The organism is Antrihabitans stalagmiti, from assembly GCF_016482825.1.
In the GTDB taxonomy this organism is placed as follows: domain Bacteria; phylum Actinomycetota; class Actinomycetes; order Mycobacteriales; family Mycobacteriaceae; genus Antrihabitans; species Antrihabitans stalagmiti.
The window spans coordinates 69,987-85,549 of the sequence record NZ_JAEMNV010000004.1 but is presented as its reverse complement, the minus strand read 5'-3'; the positions used below and the strand labels follow the sequence as shown (position 1 = coordinate 85,549).

The window sequence follows — 15,563 nt, the reverse complement described above, 5'->3', positions numbered from 1 at the left end:
GGTGAAGATGGGCGGCTTCCTGGCGAGGCGGGCACTCAACTACGCGGTGCTGCTGCTGTTGGCGTCGTTTCTGACGTTCAGCCTGGCATCGCTGACGTTCCGCCCGCTCGATCGTTTCGAAGAGGCCAACCCGCGGCCGCCGCAATCGGTGATCGACGCGAAGGCCGACGAACTTCGACTCAACGATCCAATCCCGCAGCGTTACGTCGAATGGCTCGGCGACGCGGTGACGGGCGACTTCGGCAAGACCCTCGGCGGTCAACCGGTCAGTGACGAGCTGGGCAGGCGAATCGGCATCAGCCTGCAGTTGCTGATTCTCGGCTCGATCATCGGTGCGGTCGTCGGTGTTGTGGTCGGTGCCGCCGGTGCGATCAGGCAATACAAATTCAGTGACTACTTCACAACAGCGGTCTCGTTGTTGCTGCTCAGCACACCTGTCTTCCTGCTCGCCACGCTGCTGAAGTTCGGCGCGATCGAAGTCAACGCGGCAACGGGTGAGCAGATCTTCGAATTCACCGGCCAGACCTCAGCCACTGCCGTCGAGGGGATGCGGGCCGAACTCGTCGACCGCGCTCAACATCTCGTCCTACCGACCATCGCCCTTTCCCTCGGCGGTATCGCCGCCTACAGCCGCTACCAGCGCAACGCCATGCTTGATGTCCTCGGCAGCGACTTCATCCGAACGGCACGAGCCAAAGGGCTGACCAGACGCAAAGCGTTGTTCAAGCACGGACTGCGGACGGCATTGATTCCGATGGCGACCTTCTTCGCCTACGGGTTCGGCGGTCTGGTTACCGGGGCGGTGTTCATCGAGAACATCTTCGGCTGGCACGGCGTCGGCGAGTGGATCAAGCTGGGTATCGACAGTCAGGACACGAACATCGTCGCCGCTGTCACATCGTTCACCGGTCTGATCGTGCTGCTTTCGGGCATGTTGTCCGACATCGTCTACGCCGCACTCGACCCGAGGGTGCGAGTCGGATGACCGGAATCGAGTTGGCCACCAAGGTTGAGACGATCGGCTTGTCGTCGGGTCGGCGGTCGTTGATCTTCCGCCGCTTCCTGCGCAACAAACCCGCAGTCGCAGGCGCGACGATCCTGCTTTTGCTGTTCGTCGCTGCCTTCGCGCTGCCACCTTTTCTGCAATACGACTACCAGGAACTCGACTACACGGCGCTGCTGCAACCGCCGAGCCTGGAGCACCCTTTCGGGACGACGCAGATCGGGCAGGACGTTCTCGCTCAGACCCTGCGCGGACTGCAGAAGTCGCTGATCATCGCATTCTGCGTCGCGTTCTTCTCGACCACGATCGCCGCGCTCGTCGGTGCCTTCGCCGGCTATCTCGGCGGCTGGACCGACCGCGCGCTGATGTGGGTCGTCGATCTGCTGCTGGTCGTCCCGAGCTTGATCATCATCGCGATCTTCACCCCGCGCGTGAAGTCGAGCCAGTCGGTGCTCCTGCTGATCGTGTTGCTGTCGGTGTTCGGCTGGATGATCACCGCACGCATCGTGCGCGGTATGACACTGAGCCTGCGCGACCGCGAATTCGTCCAAGCCGCCCGCTACATGGGCGCCCCGACACACAAAATCGTTGTCAGCCATATCATTCCGAACATCGCGTCCATCCTGATCATCGATGCGACACTCGCCGTCGGCAGTGCGGTTCTCGCGGAAACAGGTCTGAGCTATCTCGGTTTCGGCGTCCAGCGTCCCGACGTCTCGCTCGGCTCGCTGATCGATATGGGTACCGCGTCGGCGTCGACGTATCCGTGGTTGTTTATGTTCGCCGGTGGTCTGCTCGTGCTGACCGTGCTGTCGGCGAACCTCGTCGGCGACGGACTCCGCGACGCCTTCGACCCGAATGCCAAAGGCGCCCGCAAGAAGCGGAAGGGTAAGTCGTGAGCGCGCCGCTGCTCGAGATCACCGACCTCCGAGTGAGCTTCCCGAGCGAAGAGGGCCGCATCGACGCTGTTCGCGGGATCGATTACACGGTCGGGGACGGCGAGGTCGTCGCGATCGTCGGCGAGTCCGGGTCCGGCAAGTCGGTCGCATCGCTCGCGGTGATGGGTCTGCTGCCCGAGCATGCGCGCGTGACCGGTTCGATCAAGCTGCGTGGACGCGAACTGCTCGGACTCGGCGACAAAGAACTGTCCAAGCTGCGTGGATCGTCGATCAGCATGGTCTTTCAAGATCCGCTGTCGGCGTTGACGCCGGTCCATCGGGTCGGCGATCAGATCGCGGAGGCGCTGCTCGCTCACGGCAACGTCGAAGGTAAGGCCGCCGCGCGGGAACGCGCCATCGAGTTGCTCGAACTCGTCGGCATCCCTGATGCCCGCGACCGTGCCAAGGCTTTCCCGCACGAATTCTCGGGTGGCATGCGTCAACGCGTGGTCATCGCCATCGCGATCGCGAACGACCCGGCTCTGATCATCTGCGACGAACCGACTACCGCGCTCGACGTCACCGTCCAAGCGCAGATCCTGAACCTGCTCCGCAAAGCGCGCGACATCACCGGCGCCGGTGTCGTGATGATCACCCACGACATGGGTATCGCTGCGACGTTGGCCGACCGCGTCGTCGTCATGTACGCCGGTCGGGTCGTCGAAACAGCGCCCGTCGACGAACTTTTCGCAGCACCTCGAATGCCGTACACGGTCGGTCTGCTCGGTTCGATACCGCGGATGGACGGTCCGCTGCGGGCTCCGCTCATCCCTATCCTCGGCGCCCCACCCGCGATGCACGCGCTGCCGCCCGGATGCTCCTTCGCGCCGCGGTGCCCGCTTGCACTCGACGACTGCCGCGCAGCCGAACCAGATCTCGAGCCGATCGCGCCGACCCATCTTGCGGCATGTATTCGAACTGCAGAGACCAACCACAACGAGCTGTTCGCCGCATATCTGAAGCAGCAGCAACACCCGGACCCGCCTGAGAACGACGTCGCCCCGAAGACCCCCGTCGTTCTCCAAGTGACCGACCTGGTCAAGACCTATCCCATCAGCAGTGGCATCGTCTTCCGCCGCAAGCGGGGTGAGATCCGGGCTGTCGATGGCATCAGCTTCACGCTCGAAGCGGGTCGCACGCTGGCGTTGGTCGGCGAATCCGGGTCCGGCAAGTCGACGGCGTTGACGCAGATTCTGAATCTCGTTGCCCCAGAGTCAGGTTCGATTCAGGTACTCGGGCACGACGTCGCGACGCTGACCAAGGCGCAGCGTCGCGACATCCGAGGGCGGATGCAGATCGTCTTCCAGGATCCGACCGCGTCACTCGACCCGCGCTTGCCGATCTTCGACGTACTGGCCGAACCCCTTCGGTTGGCGGGGCGAAGCCGAGCGGAGGTCCGCAGCCGCGTTCCGGAACTGTTGCAACTTGTCGGCCTGCGGACCGAGCACGCCGACCGCTACCCCGGTGATTTCTCCGGCGGTCAGAAGCAAAGGATCAGCATCGCAAGGGCTTTGGCGCTGGATCCGGAGTTGCTCGTTCTCGACGAACCGGTCTCGTCGCTCGACGTTTCGATTCAGGCCGGGGTGCTCAACCTGCTGCGCGAACTGCAGGACACCAGAGGGATGTCGTACCTGTTCGTCTCGCACGATCTGTCGGTCGTGCGAAATCTCGCGCACGACGTCGCGGTGATGTACCGCGGCAAGATCGTCGAAGCGGCCAGTGCGCGAACAGTGTTCACCAATCCGACGCATCCGTACACACGTGCGCTGCTCGAAGCGATACCGATGCCGCATACCCCGCGGCCACCCGCGGACGTGCCGGCGAGCGGGTTTCCATCACGATCGGCGGAATGGGCCTAGGCCTACATTATTCGGTCGAACTCGCGGGATTCCGTCAATATCAACGAATAATGTGCGCTCAAGCCCAGCTTGCATGACGACCGAAACCAGAGCGGCGGGACTTTCCTCCAACTGCCATACTTGCCATCTCGTTGCCACAATCCTGGGGGGACCCTCATGTCACAACCGCCCTACGACCCGTACGGTCAGCCGAGCGATCCGTACAACCCCTATGGTCAGCCGACCGATCCCTACAAGCCTGTCGATCCGTACGCGACGCCGGATCCCTATGCGGCGCAATACGGCCAAAGCCCCGCGCCCTACGGCGCGCCTTACGGTCAGCAGCAGCCGATGTACGGACAACCAGCACCGGCGTACGGCTATCCCGCGCAGAAGACCAACGGCATGGCCATCGCGTCACTCGTCTCCGGTCTCGTCGGCATCGCTCTGTGCGGGCTCACCTCGATCCTCGGGATCATCTTCGGCCACATCGCACAGAGCCAGATCAAACGAACCGGTGAGCAGGGCGAAGGTATGGCCTTGGCAGGCCTGATCCTGAGCTACATCGTCACCGTCGGCTGGATCATCATCTGGGTCTTCTACATCGGTCTGCTCGCAACGATCTGGGGTATCGACAGGTCGACGACCAACACCTACTGACACGTCCAACGACCGCTCACCGCCGGAGCCCTTCGACTAGGGTGCTCCCAACACGGTGCTCCTGGTCGAAAGGCGCAGTTCATGAGGTTGTACAAAGTCGCTGTTCCGCTCGTCGTATTCGGGCTTGTTCTATCCGGTTGCAGTGGCGGCGACGACGACCTCGGTCAGGCCGGGTCGAACGCCGTCGGCGCGTCGAGCGACATCAATCCGAAGGGTCCGGACGAACTTCGCGACGGCGGCAATCTGCGCCTGGCGAACACGGCCTATCCCTCGACGTTCAACACGTGGAACATCGACTCCGACGGCGAGGTTTCGGAGGTCGTCGCTCCGATGCTGCCGCAGTCGTACCGGATCGACGACAAGGGCGAGCTGACGGTCGATCCGGACTACTTCACGAGCATCGAACTCACCAGCACCGAACCGCAGCAGGTCACGTACACGATCAACCCGAAGGCGACCTGGACCAATGGTCGTCCGATCGACTGGACCGACTTAGCGGCACAGTTCAACGCATTGAGTGGTCGTGACCCGGGGTTCCTCATCACCGCGAGCGTCGGTTTCGATCGAGTCGAGAAGGTCGAACGTGGCGTCGACGATCGGCAGGCCATCGTCACGTTTAACCAGCACTACGCGGAGTGGAAAGGCCAGTACGGCATCCTCTACCCCAAAGAAGTGATGGCGACGCCGGACAGTTTCAACAACAGCGTTCGCGACAATCTGCCGATCACGGCCGGACCGTTCCAGATTCAGTCGCTCGACGTCGGACAGAAGCGAGTTGTGCTCGGCCGCAATCCGAACTGGTGGGGCGACAAGCCGAAGCTCGACACCATCACCTACAGCGCTTTGGACATTTCAGCATGGGTCCAGGCGTTGCAGAACAACGAACTCGACGTCGTCGACACCCTGTCCCGTGACGACATCAAAACGGTTCGCAACGCACCTGGTATCGCGGTGCGACGATCTCCGGCGCTGCGCTACTCACATCTGACGTTCAACGGTGCGCCGGGCTCGATCGTCGCTGATCCGAAACTCCGTGTCGCGCTGATGAAGGGCATCGACCGCCAGGGCATCGCAACAGCACTTCAGACTGGGATCGTCGAAGAGCCGAAGCCGCTCAACAATCACATTTTTATGAACGGCCAGGTCGGCTACCAGGACAACGCCGGAATCATCGCCTACGACCCGACCGAAGCCGCGAAACAGCTCGACGACCTCGGCTGGAAACTCGTCGGCGATGTTCGTGAGAAGGACGGCAAGAAGCTCGAGATCCGCGACGTGATGCTGCAGCAGGACACGTGGGTGCAGATCGCTCAGATCATGCAGCAGAATCTCGCCGCGATCGGCGTCAAGCTGATCATCGACCCGCAGCCAGCACAGGGGCTGTTCACCGACGTCATCGATCCTGGCAACTTCGACGTCGCACAGTTCTCTTGGTCAGCCAGTGCGCTTCCGCTGGGTGCACTACAGCAGATCTACTATTTCGACCCGAACGATATGAAGGGAAACAAGGGACGCATCGGGTCCAAGGAGATCAACGATCTGATCGACAAGACGATCTCCGAACTCGATCCGCAGAAGGCGATGGAGATGGCGAACGAGATCGACAAACTCGTCTTTGCAGAGGGTTTCTCGATGCCGTTCTACCAGTCGTCGGGCAACGTCGCCGTCCGCGACACGCTCGCGAACTACGGTGCCTTCGGACTCGCGTCGATCGACTACACGAAGATCGGATTCGTCAAATAAAGATCCATGTGCCTGCCGCACTGCGGTATCCATTAGTGATCTCGGCTCTGACCATCGATGTCTGTATCGCGTTTGCGATAGCTTGTATCGCCGCGCTGCCTGCCGACAACGCCCTCGATCAGGTGAGCGCGCTCGCCATCGTCGTGGTCGGGGTTGCGGGCTGGACGTTGCGAGTCTGGTATCGATCGGCTCGGCGGGTGCCCCTTGGAACTGCGGCATCGGTACGGCGGGTCCGCCAGCAGCATCGCCTGACCTCGCGCTCGTGGCTGGAAATCGACGGAAAGACCTGGCTGCCGGTCTTTTTCGATCCCGCACTAGTGACTTTGCCGTCGCCGGTGACAGCCGAGGTCAGCACCACGACGATCGGCTGGAACGGACACGTCTTTATGGTGAGCGGCCGCGCGCTTTCGGCCGAGCCGCCGGGTCGCCTGATCGACAATCCACTCGCGCCGGACGCCGACGCAGCTGAGCGCGGAGCGGTTGCCGCCCGCCCACTTCGACGGCTGCTCCTCGACGCCCAGTCCGCTGTCGTCGGTCCGTTCGTAGGCTTGTTCTGGGTTTACCTCGTCGGTGGCGGGATACCGGCCTTCGTGGGCGCAACCTGCGTCGGCGCGGCAGTTGCCATCTGGGCCAGCGCAATTCGCGGCTCGGATCCGAGCTAGGCGGCTCCGCCGCTCGTGCGTCTTTTCGGCGCGCCCGACCTCCGAAAGGACTCACGAGGCGCGGAGCGCCATGATGGGTAAATGACACTGCGCTCATTGGCCGACGAGTACTGGGAAGCCTTGCTGAAGTTCCGTCCGCTGTTCGCGACGTTCATCGGCGATCACCGCTACGACGATCAGGTCGACGACCTTTCCGTCGAAGGCGACGCCGAGCAACGCGAGACCTGGTCGAAGCTCATCACTGCCGTCGCGGCGATCGATCCGACCGAACTGGACGAGACCGATCTGGTCACCCGCAGCCTGCTGCTCGGCGAACTTCGCGACAACATCATCGCGATCGACGAACGACTGATCGAACTGCGCTCCGATCAGATGCAGGGCGTGCACGCCGATCTGTTGATCACCGCGGGACAGTTGCAGGCGGCCGAACCCGCCCACGCCGCGCTCGCGGTGACTCGCGTCGAGCGGCTCGGCGGCATGCTCGATCAGGCGGGCGAACGCTTTGTCGCCGGCCTTGCCGCAGGCCGGACACCCGCGCGGATCAACGTCGACCGTTCGCTGAATCAGATCGACGGCTACCTCGCCTCACCCATCGACGACGACCCGTTCGTCAACATAAGCGGACCGGCCGACTGGGACGGCGAACCTGAATGGCGTGCGGACCTGAAGGTTGCTGTCGAGCAGCACCTGCGGCCGGCATTCGTTCGCTACCGCGCCGTCCTTGCCGAGCGGCTACTGCCCGCGGCCAGGCCGGACGAGCAGGCCGGCCTGCAGTGGTTGGCCGACGGTCCTGGCATGTATCGAGCACTAATAGCGCTACACACCGGGCTCGACCTGACCGCGGAGGACCTGCACGAGATCGGTCGCCGTGAGGTCTTCGACGTCCTGCCCGCGCAGTATCGCGAACTGGGTAAGCGGCAATTCGGCACCGACGACCTCGCCGAGATCTTCCGACATCTGCTCGACGACGAAGACCTCCGGTATCGCGACCGCGACGAAATTCTCGCCAACGCGACGAGTTGCCTCGAAGCCGCGCAGGCAGCGATGGGCGACTGGTTCGGCATTGTCCCGAAGGCGCCATGCGTGTTGCGGCCGATCCCCGACTACCTGGCTGCCGATGCCCCTGCCGCCTACTACACCCCGCCCGCTCCCGACGGCAGCCGTCCCGGCGAATATCACGTCAACGTGGGTGAACCCACCACCAAAGGCCGCGCAGAGACGGCGTCGATCGCGTTCCACGAAGCGATCCCCGGACACCATCTGCAGCTCGCCATCGCCGCCGAGCGAGACGACCTGCCTGCCTTCCGTCGACTGTCGTGGGGGCACACCGCCTACGTCGAAGGGTGGGCGCTGTACACGGAACGGCTCGCCGAGGAAATGGGTCTGTACCGCAACGACCTCGATCGCCTCGGCATGCTCGCGAGCGACTCGTGGCGGGCGTGCCGACTCGTCGTCGACACCGGTCTGCATGCGATGGGATGGAGCCGCCAGCAGGCGATCGACTTCATGGTCGAACACGCGCCGGTCGGCTACGACGAGATCGTCACCGAGATCGACCGCTACATCGGGATGCCGGGACAAGCGCTCGCCTACAAGGTCGGGCAGCGGGAGATCCTTCGGCTACGTGCGGAAGCAGAGGCTCGGCTTGGCGATCAGTTCGACATCAAGGTTTTTCACGACGCCGTTCTCGGGGCAGCGACGGTCAGCCTGCCGGTTCTCGCTGATCGGGTCGGGCGGCTTCGCCGCTCGTGAGTCTTTTCGGTGGTCGGGCCCGCCGAAAAGACTCACGAGGCGCGGAGCGCCCCGGCCGGTTCGACGGGAGCTCGAACGGGTAGGCCGTGGGTATGGCGACAAACAAGATCCTGATCATCGTGACCAACGTCGGCGAGTACGAAAAGGTCGGCTACCGGACCGGACTGTGGCTCGGAGAGCTGACGCACTTCTACGACTACGTCGTAGAGAACGGCTACAAGGTCGACATCGCAAGCCCGGCAGGCGGATTCGTTCCGATCGATCCAGAGAGCCTCGCGCACGACGTGCTCAGCGACCTCGGCACCGACAAGCGGTACCGGGATCGGGAGTTCATGGATCTGCTCGTCGACACTCGTAAAGCCACCGATCTGGATCCGGACGACTACGACGCGATCTACTTCACCGGCGGGCACGGCGTCATGTGGGACTTCCGCAGCGACGACCTGGGCGCGCTGACCGCGAAGTTCTACAAGGCCGAGAAGGTCGTTTCTGCGGTGTGCCACGGTCCGGCCGGCCTCTTGAATGTCTCGCTCAGCGCGGGCGACAGCCTGCTCGACGGCAAGAACGTCACCGGGTTCTCGTGGGCCGAAGAGGAAGGTGCGCAGCGAGCCGACGTTGTCCCGTTCAATTTGGAAGAGGAACTCTCAGCGCTGGGCGGCAAGTACAGCAAGGCGGACGAACCGTTCGAGCCGCACGTCGTATCGGACGGTCTGCTGGTCACGGGCCAGAATCCGGGCAGTGCACGGGGCACGGCCGAAGCGGTCGTCAAAGCATTGCAGGAAATCTCGGCCCGCGAGGAGTAGCTGAACCGCTAGGGCAACTCTCGAAGCACTCGACACGGGTTGCCCACGGCGAGCACTCGGCTCGGCACGTCGCGGGTGACGACGCTGCCTGCGCCGACGACGGCGTTGTCGCCGATCCTCACGCCTGGGCAGACGATCACTCCGCCGCCCAACCACACGTTGTTCCCGATCGAAATGGGCGCTGCGGATTCCCAACGCTGGCGCCGGGCTTCGTGATCGTCGACGGGATGCAGCGCAGTCAGCAACTGCACACGCGGACCGATCGACACATCGTCGCCGATCGAGATCGGTGCGCAATCCAGCAGAATCGTGTCGTAGTTGAGGAAGCTGTTGGTCCCGATGCTGATCAGCGACCCGTAGTCGCACTGGAATCGCGGCATGATCCACGAGCCGGTTCCGAACGAGCCGAGCAGCTCGGTCAGCAGTTCCGATCGCAGGGCGTCGTCGTCTGCCGACGTCGCATTGAACCTGTCCAGCAGGCGTTGGCACTGCTTGCGCTCGGCGACCAACTCGTCATCACTGTCTTGGTACAGCTTCCCGCTCACCATTCGGTCTCGCTGCTCCCCCATGGCAACCAGCTTACAAACCCAACTGGTCTGACCACTTGACGTCTGGCCTATGACCAGTCACTCTAGATCCATGGCCCTGCAACCCGTCGAACGCCGATCCGTACCCGAGGACGTTTTCGAACAGATCCTCGCGGACGTCATCAGTGGCGAACTCAGCCCTGGCGAATCGTTGCCGAGCGAACGCAGGCTTGCCGAGGTGCTCGGGGTATCCCGACCCGCGGTCCGCGAAGCGCTCAAACGCGTCGCTGCCGCCGGGCTCGTCGAAGTCCGACAGGGCGATTCGACGACCGTGCGCGACTATCGCAAGACCGCAGGCCTCGACCTGCTCCCCCGATTGCTGCTGCGCGCAGGCGAACTCGATGTCTCCGTCGCTCGCAGCATCCTCGAGACGCGGCTCCACAACGGACCGAAGATTGCCGAGCTTGCGGCAGAACGCAGCGGACCCGAGCTCGCCGTTCTTCTGGACGACGCGATCGCCGAACTCGTCGCAAACGACGACCCGATCGAGAAGCAGCGCCACGCACTGACCTTCTGGGATCACGTCGTCGACGGTGCCGATTCCATCGCCTTCCGCCTGATGTACAACACGCTGCGCGCGGCCTACGAACCCGCCCTGCCAGCTTTGGCTGCCGTCATGACAGCCGAGGTCGGCAATCCGGATGCCTACCGCGAAATCGCCGCAGCAATCGTCGCCAGCGACCCCGAGGCTGCATCCAAAGCCGCATACGCCCTGCTCGAACCCGCTACAACAGCCCTGATTTCGGTACTGAAAACCCTGGAGGTTCAACGATGAGCACTTCGACACCCCGCCGCATTCGCAAGAACTTCACGCTTGCTGACGCGGGACGCGAATTTTGGAAACACCCATCGCCATGGATGATCTCGGCCACCCTCGCAGTGGCGATAGTCGCGCGCATCATCGTCGGCGACTGGCAGATCACCGACGCGATCGTTCCGGTCGTGATGCTGGCACTGTTCCCGTTTTTCGAGTGGATCATCCACGTGCTGATCCTGCATTGGCGTCCCCGTAAGGTCGCCGGGCTGACGATCGATCCGCTGCTAGCCCGCAAACACCGTGAACACCACACCGATCCGCGCGATGTACCGCTCATCTTCATCCCGTGGCAGGCGTTGCTCTGGGTGCTGCCTGCGACGCTCGCGATCGCGTTGCTCGCCTTCCCGCGCCTCGGACTCGGGCTGACCTACCTTGTGTTCATCGCGATGCTCGGCATCGTCTACGAGTGGAGCCACTACCTCATCCACAGCGACTACAAGCCGAAATCCCGCGTCTACAAGGCGATCTGGCGTGACCATCGGTTGCATCACTACAAGAACGAGCACTACTGGTTCACGGTCACGACCTCAGGTACAGCCGATCGTGTGCTCGGAACCTTCCCGCACTCCGAAGATGTGCAGACCTCGCCGACGGCCAAGAACCTGCACGCCGCGCGGTAGTTCGGGTCGACTACGCAACGCTGGTTCGCACTTCGCAACGCCTCGAAACTGTTGGGGGCGTTGCGAAGTGCGGCTAGGCGTTGCGCAGTTCACTTATCCCGCCGCTCAGCCTTTGCGCGTCGTTCGGCAAGCTCCGCCTCTTCCAATTCGGCGGCCGCATCGAGATCGGGAGCCCCACCTCCGAGACGCGCGGGCACCCACGGCTCCCCCGCCGGCGCTGGGTAGCCAGCCTGAGCCTTGTCGAGCAAGTCTTTCATCGCCGCACGCAACTCTCCGGTCAGTGCGTCGATCTCTTCGCGCGGCGCTATCGGCTCACCGATCTCGATATGAATCGGAAAGTTGTGTCGGCCAAGCTTTTTGGGGAACCCTTTGGTCCAGATCCGGTGCGCACCCCAGATCGCGATCGGAACAATCGGCTTGTCCGCTTCCAGGGCCATCCGCGCCGCGCCGGATTTGAAGTCCTTCAGTTCGAAGCTGCGACTGATGGTCGCCTCCGGATAGACGACGACCAGTTCGCCGTCGCGCAATGCCGTCACGGCATGCTCGTAGGCTTCGGCACCCGCAGCTCGATCGACCGGAATTGCCTTGCAGTGCTTCATCAAAAATGCGACGAAGCGATTGTTCTGCAGCTCAGCCTTCATCATGTAGCGGACGTTGCGGCCACGGTTGCGGCCGACGAGCCCGATCTCGATGAAATCGAGATAGGCCGTGTGATTGACGGCGAGCACGGCACCACCGACGGCAGGAATGTTGTCCTGACCGTTGATGCGCAGCCGCACACCCTGCAGCTTCAGCATCGACCGCCCCACGATGTTCAGCGCGTCGTAGACCAACTCGCGGGCCATCGACTAGCCCGGCCTACTCGGCAGACTTCGCGCGTCGGGCCGCCATCCTCGCTTCTGCTTCTGCATTGTCGAGTGCGGTGGCTTCTTCAAGTGTCGGCGCACTTCCGCCGAGCCGAGCGGGCACCCAATATGCGCCTGCTGGATGGTCGTAGTCCTTCTGCAGTTCGAGTAGCAGTCCCTGCATCGTGGACCGCAGTTCTGCCGTCAGATCAGCAGCCGGTTCGTACGGCTGGATCGGCTCGCCGACCGCGATCGAGATAGGAGTGTTGGTGCGGCCCAACCGTTTAGGGTGACCCTTCGTCCAGACACGCTGTGCGCCCCAAATCACGATCGGGACGATCGGCACATTCGCCTCGATCGCCATACGCGCTGCACCGGACTTGAATTCCTTGATCTCGAAGCTTCGGCTGATCGTCGCTTCCGGATAGACGCCGACCAGTTCGCCGCGGCGCAACGCGTCGACAGCTTGCCGGTACGACTCAGCGCCAGCAGTGCGGTCGACCTCGATGTGCTTGAGGTTGCGCATGATCGGTCCGGAGATCTTGTTGTCGAAGACCTCCTTTTTCGCCATGAAGCGGATCAAACGTTTCGGCGTCCGCGCCGGCAGGCCCGCATAGGTGAAATCGAGGTAGCCGGTGTGATTGACCGCGACGACGGCACCACCGGTAGCCGGGACATTCTCTGCACCGTGGACCGTGAACTTCAGGCCCTCCAGCGCGAAGACGGCGCGCGCGATACCGACGATGGTCTGATAGAGGGGTTCCACAGTCGGCTAGCGTAGTCGGTGACCAACCGATCACACACACCGATCGAACGCACACGCGCGGCGAAACGACGACGAAAGGTTCGATTCGTGAACCGACAGCGGACAGCGGTATTCACCTGTGCGATGGGAGTGTCGGCAATCCTGCTGGTGAGTGGCTGCGACAGCCGTAGTGGCGTGGACACCGCGTCGAGTCCGTCCACAGCGTCGACTGCGCGACCATCCGCCGCGGCCTCGACGGCCCCGACAACCGGGACGCCGACCTCGGCTACCACTGTCGCGACGGTCCCTGTCGGCGAAGTCCCGACCAATCCGCAAGCAGCCGAAGCGCTGCGACCATGGGCGACCGACCTCGTCGACGGCGACATCGACCTGCTGACGAAGAAGTGCTGGACGATCTCGCCTCAGGGCGTCGCAGAGATGTACACCGACACCGACGCCATCCTCGCTGCCATCGCACAGCCCGGCGTAGATGGCCAGTTCGCAGTCACCTGGACGGGTCCGCAACGGACGGTCAGCGTGAAGCGAAGCGAGATCGCGTCCGGCTATGCCTGCCCGTCGGTACGCCCGACCGGCAGTTCCGCCGACCTCGATCCTCGCGAAGCACGGCACACCGTTCGGCGCTACCTGTCGCGTTTCATCGGAAAGCCCGTCAACCCGGCCGACGTCGAGGGTGACTATCGACTCGTCTGCGATGGCGCACTACAGACCTGGGACCCGGACGGCACCGGCAACGCGACCGCTCCCCCGCTGGCAAACAACCCGGGGCGCCTCACCGGCATCACGGCGTTCCAGGACAGTGAGATCACCTCCGAGCAACTCGGCAACTCCTATGTGCGGGTTTCGGTGCCGGTGACCAACGCGGCCGGCGTCACCACAACCGAAATTTTCACCCTCGATGTCGGCGCGAACGGCTACTGCATCGGCGACGTCAGCCCGTAGGCCCTACTCTGGATAGCTGCAGTCGGTCACCAGGAGGCATACAAGTGCAGGTCACGAGCGTCGGACACGCCGGGTTCCACATTCAGACCAAGGCGGGGTCGATTCTGTGCGATCCGTGGGTCAATCCCGCGTACTTCGCGTCGTGGTTCCCCTTCCCGGACAACTCCCAGCTCGACTGGGACGCCCTCGGCAACTGTGACTACCTCTACGTCTCCCACCTGCACAAAGACCACTTCGACCCGGCGACCCTGACGAAGCACGTCAACAAGGACGCAACGGTTCTGCTGCCCGATTACCCGGTGCCGGACCTCAAGCGCGAACTCGAAGCGCTCGGCTTCACGAAGTTCTTCGAGACCGAAGATTCGGTGAAGCATCACGTCGACGGGCTCGACGTGATGATCATCGCCCTGCGCGCACCCGCCGACGGACCGATCGGTGATTCCGGTCTCGTCGTGTCCGACGGCGAGACGACGTGTTTCAACATGAACGACGCGCGGCCGGTCGACATGGATGTGCTGCACGATCAGTTCGGGAAGATCGACATCCACCTGCTGCAGTACTCGGGCGCGATCTGGTACCCGATGGTCTACGACATTCCCAAGCGCACCAAGGCGAACTTCGGCAAGCAGAAGCGCCAGCGCGGTATGGATCGCTGTCGCAGCTACATCGAGCAGGTCGATGCGACATGGGTCGTCCCGTCTGCAGGCCCGCCGGTGTTCCTCGATCCGGAGTTGCGGTACCTCAACGACGATCAGGCGGACGAAGGCAACATCTTCCCTGATCAGATCGTGTTTCTCGAGCAGATGCGGATCCACGGCAACGACAAGGGTGTCTTGATGATTCCCGGCTCGACCGCGGACCTGCACGGCGCCGACCTGACGCTGACGCATCCGGTCGAGGACCCGATGGCGATCTTCGACAACAAAGCGGACTACATCGAAGAGATGGCTCAGCGGATGGCGCCGGTCCTCGCGGCCGAGAAGGCGTCGTGGGCTTCGGCCGAGGGTGAGCCGCTACTCGGACCGCTGCGGGACCTGTTCGAGCCTCTGATGGCCCTGACCGATCAGATCTGCGACGGCATCGGCTATCCCGTCGGACTCGTGCTGGGTGACGAGACGGTTGTCCTCGACTTCCCGGCGCGTACCGTCCGGGCACCCGGTGAGAACGACGGCAAGTATCGGTTCGGTTTCCGCATCGCGCCCGAACTCGTCCGCACGGTCCTGCGCGACAACGAGCCCGACTGGGTCAACAGCATCTTCCTGTCGACGCGTTTCACCGCCTGGCGCATCGGTGGCTACAACGAATTCCTCTACACCTTCTTCAAATGCCTCACAGACGAGCGCATGGCCTACGCAGACGGTTGGTTTGCGGAGTCTCACGACGACTCTGCGTCCACCGAGCTTGCAGGTTGGGAAATCCAGCGGCGGTGCCCGCACTTGAAAGCGGACCTATCCAAGTTCGGCGTCATCGAAGGCGAAAAGCTGACCTGCAATCTGCACGGCTGGCAGTGGGATCTGCCGAGCGGCCGGTGTTTGACGTCGAAGGGCCACGAACTGCGTTCGCGGAAGCTCGAAGCGTAGTCAGGCGGAT

At 63.1% G+C, this 15,563-nt stretch carries 15 protein-coding genes; 12 read left to right on the top strand and 3 right to left on the bottom strand.

Features of this window, described 5'->3' with window-relative positions:
* Positions 1-7 precede the first annotated feature (7 nt).
* The 8 genes from JGU71_RS13475 (at position 8) to JGU71_RS13440 (ending at position 9,399) form a co-directional block, all read left to right on the top strand.
* Complete coding sequence (locus JGU71_RS13475; protein WP_199704681.1) at positions 8-985, top strand: ABC transporter permease; 978 nt, start codon at positions 8-10, stop codon at positions 983-985.
* Positions 982-1,902, top strand: coding sequence for an ABC transporter permease (locus tag JGU71_RS13470; protein ID WP_199704680.1), 921 nt, complete (start codon positions 982-984; stop codon positions 1,900-1,902). The genes JGU71_RS13475 and JGU71_RS13470 overlap by 4 nt, the downstream gene beginning before the upstream one ends.
* Positions 1,899-3,800 carry an ABC transporter ATP-binding protein gene (locus JGU71_RS13465; RefSeq protein WP_199704679.1) on the top strand — a complete coding sequence of 634 codons (1,902 nt, stop codon included), beginning with the start codon at positions 1,899-1,901 and terminating at the stop codon, positions 3,798-3,800. The genes JGU71_RS13470 and JGU71_RS13465 overlap by 4 nt, the downstream gene beginning before the upstream one ends.
* Before the next feature lie 156 nt (positions 3,801-3,956).
* Positions 3,957-4,439 carry a DUF4190 domain-containing protein gene (locus JGU71_RS13460; RefSeq protein ID WP_199704678.1) on the top strand — a complete coding sequence of 161 codons (483 nt, stop codon included), beginning with the start codon at positions 3,957-3,959 and terminating at the stop codon, positions 4,437-4,439.
* 81 nt (positions 4,440-4,520) lie between these two features.
* Positions 4,521-6,182 carry an ABC transporter family substrate-binding protein gene (locus tag JGU71_RS13455; RefSeq protein WP_199704677.1) on the top strand — a complete coding sequence of 554 codons (1,662 nt, stop codon included), beginning with the start codon at positions 4,521-4,523 and terminating at the stop codon, positions 6,180-6,182.
* Between the two features lie 8 nt (positions 6,183-6,190).
* Positions 6,191-6,844: a hypothetical protein gene (locus JGU71_RS13450; protein ID WP_307829642.1), complete on the top strand. Its 654-nt coding sequence runs from the start codon at positions 6,191-6,193 to the stop codon at positions 6,842-6,844.
* 81 nt (positions 6,845-6,925) lie between these two features.
* Entirely contained in the window at positions 6,926-8,596 is a 1,671-nt protein-coding gene (locus JGU71_RS13445) for a DUF885 domain-containing protein (RefSeq protein WP_199704676.1), read from the top strand.
* A 92-nt stretch (positions 8,597-8,688) separates the two neighbouring features.
* Complete coding sequence (locus JGU71_RS13440) at positions 8,689-9,399, top strand: type 1 glutamine amidotransferase domain-containing protein (protein WP_199704675.1); 711 nt, start codon at positions 8,689-8,691, stop codon at positions 9,397-9,399.
* Between the two features lie 8 nt (positions 9,400-9,407).
* Here the strand turns inward: JGU71_RS13440 and JGU71_RS13435 are convergent, their stop codons facing one another.
* Positions 9,408-9,968 (bottom strand): sugar O-acetyltransferase, encoded by a 561-nt coding sequence (locus JGU71_RS13435; protein WP_199704674.1) that lies wholly within the window; start codon positions 9,966-9,968, stop codon positions 9,408-9,410.
* Positions 9,969-10,038: 70 nt separating this feature from the next.
* On the opposite strand from JGU71_RS13435, the gene JGU71_RS13430 reads away from it, so the two are divergent.
* Together JGU71_RS13430 and JGU71_RS13425 are read left to right on the top strand one after the other, a co-directional pair.
* Positions 10,039-10,761 carry a FadR/GntR family transcriptional regulator gene (locus JGU71_RS13430; RefSeq protein ID WP_199704673.1) on the top strand — a complete coding sequence of 241 codons (723 nt, stop codon included), beginning with the start codon at positions 10,039-10,041 and terminating at the stop codon, positions 10,759-10,761.
* The gene (locus JGU71_RS13425; protein ID WP_199704672.1) at positions 10,758-11,423 is read left to right on the top strand and encodes a sterol desaturase family protein; all 666 of its coding nucleotides are present in this window, start codon (positions 10,758-10,760) and stop codon (positions 11,421-11,423) included. Before JGU71_RS13430 ends, JGU71_RS13425 begins: the two co-directional genes overlap by 4 nt.
* An 89-nt stretch (positions 11,424-11,512) precedes the next feature.
* On the opposite strand, the gene JGU71_RS13420 is transcribed toward JGU71_RS13425, so the two are convergent.
* Both JGU71_RS13420 and JGU71_RS13415 read right to left on the bottom strand, forming a co-directional pair.
* Complete coding sequence (locus JGU71_RS13420) at positions 11,513-12,268, bottom strand: lysophospholipid acyltransferase family protein (protein ID WP_199704671.1); 756 nt, start codon at positions 12,266-12,268, stop codon at positions 11,513-11,515.
* 13 nt (positions 12,269-12,281) lie between these two features.
* Positions 12,282-13,034, bottom strand: a complete 753-nt coding sequence (locus JGU71_RS13415) for a lysophospholipid acyltransferase family protein (protein ID WP_199704670.1) — start codon at positions 13,032-13,034, stop codon at positions 12,282-12,284.
* Positions 13,035-13,121: 87 nt separating this feature from the next.
* Here JGU71_RS13415 and JGU71_RS13410 point away from each other — a divergent pair, with 87 nt between their 5' ends.
* Both JGU71_RS13410 and JGU71_RS13405 read left to right on the top strand, forming a co-directional pair.
* Entirely contained in the window at positions 13,122-13,973 is an 852-nt protein-coding gene (locus JGU71_RS13410) for a hypothetical protein (RefSeq protein ID WP_307829641.1), read from the top strand.
* Positions 13,974-14,017: 44 nt separating this feature from the next.
* Complete coding sequence (locus JGU71_RS13405; RefSeq protein WP_199704669.1) at positions 14,018-15,553, top strand: MBL fold metallo-hydrolase; 1,536 nt, start codon at positions 14,018-14,020, stop codon at positions 15,551-15,553.
* Positions 15,554-15,563 lie beyond the last annotated feature (10 nt).

Coding starts and splice junctions, on each gene's coding strand:
- JGU71_RS13430 (WP_199704673.1), top strand. CDS start 10,039: ATGGCCCTGCAACCCGTCGAACGCCGATCCGTACCCGAGGACGTTTTC.
- JGU71_RS13425 (WP_199704672.1), top strand. CDS start 10,758: ATGAGCACTTCGACACCCCGCCGCATTCGCAAGAACTTCACGCTTGCT.
- JGU71_RS13445 (WP_199704676.1), top strand. CDS start 6,926: ATGACACTGCGCTCATTGGCCGACGAGTACTGGGAAGCCTTGCTGAAG.
- JGU71_RS13420 (WP_199704671.1), bottom strand. CDS start 12,268: ATGGCCCGCGAGTTGGTCTACGACGCGCTGAACATCGTGGGGCGGTCG.
- JGU71_RS13475 (WP_199704681.1), top strand. CDS start 8: ATGGGCGGCTTCCTGGCGAGGCGGGCACTCAACTACGCGGTGCTGCTG.
- JGU71_RS13460 (WP_199704678.1), top strand. CDS start 3,957: ATGTCACAACCGCCCTACGACCCGTACGGTCAGCCGAGCGATCCGTAC.
- JGU71_RS13435 (WP_199704674.1), bottom strand. CDS start 9,968: ATGGGGGAGCAGCGAGACCGAATGGTGAGCGGGAAGCTGTACCAAGAC.
- JGU71_RS13470 (WP_199704680.1), top strand. CDS start 982: ATGACCGGAATCGAGTTGGCCACCAAGGTTGAGACGATCGGCTTGTCG.
- JGU71_RS13455 (WP_199704677.1), top strand. CDS start 4,521: ATGAGGTTGTACAAAGTCGCTGTTCCGCTCGTCGTATTCGGGCTTGTT.
- JGU71_RS13440 (WP_199704675.1), top strand. CDS start 8,689: ATGGCGACAAACAAGATCCTGATCATCGTGACCAACGTCGGCGAGTAC.